This is a genomic window from Acinetobacter sp. USHLN143 (assembly GCF_037145695.1).
In the GTDB taxonomy this organism is placed as follows: domain Bacteria; phylum Pseudomonadota; class Gammaproteobacteria; order Pseudomonadales; family Moraxellaceae; genus Acinetobacter; species Acinetobacter fasciculus.
Genome location: NZ_JBBCWZ010000383.1, coordinates 1 through 201, shown reverse-complemented (window position 1 = coordinate 201; position 201 = coordinate 1). Strand labels below are relative to the sequence as shown.

Sequence of the window (201 nt, the reverse complement as noted above, 5' to 3'; positions counted from 1 at the left end):
CGTAAACGACGGATTTTGGTTGGTCGGGTGAAACTATATATAAGTGCACTACAGTTAGAAAATGGAGAGCTTTTACTCGTCGTTTCTCCTCAGTTTAATGCCAATGCTATTCAGGATTATGCATTACGCTGGGAAATTGAAACCTTATTCAGTTGTCTCAAAGGACGCGGGTTTAATCTTGAAAATACGCGCTTGACAGAC

The 201-nt window shown here is 40.8% G+C and carries 1 pseudogene; it reads left to right on the top strand.

Annotation, left to right across the window (positions count from 1 at the left end):
* A pseudogene (locus WFH18_RS18490) lies at positions 1-201 on the top strand (IS4-like element ISAba33 family transposase); the annotation flags it as partial.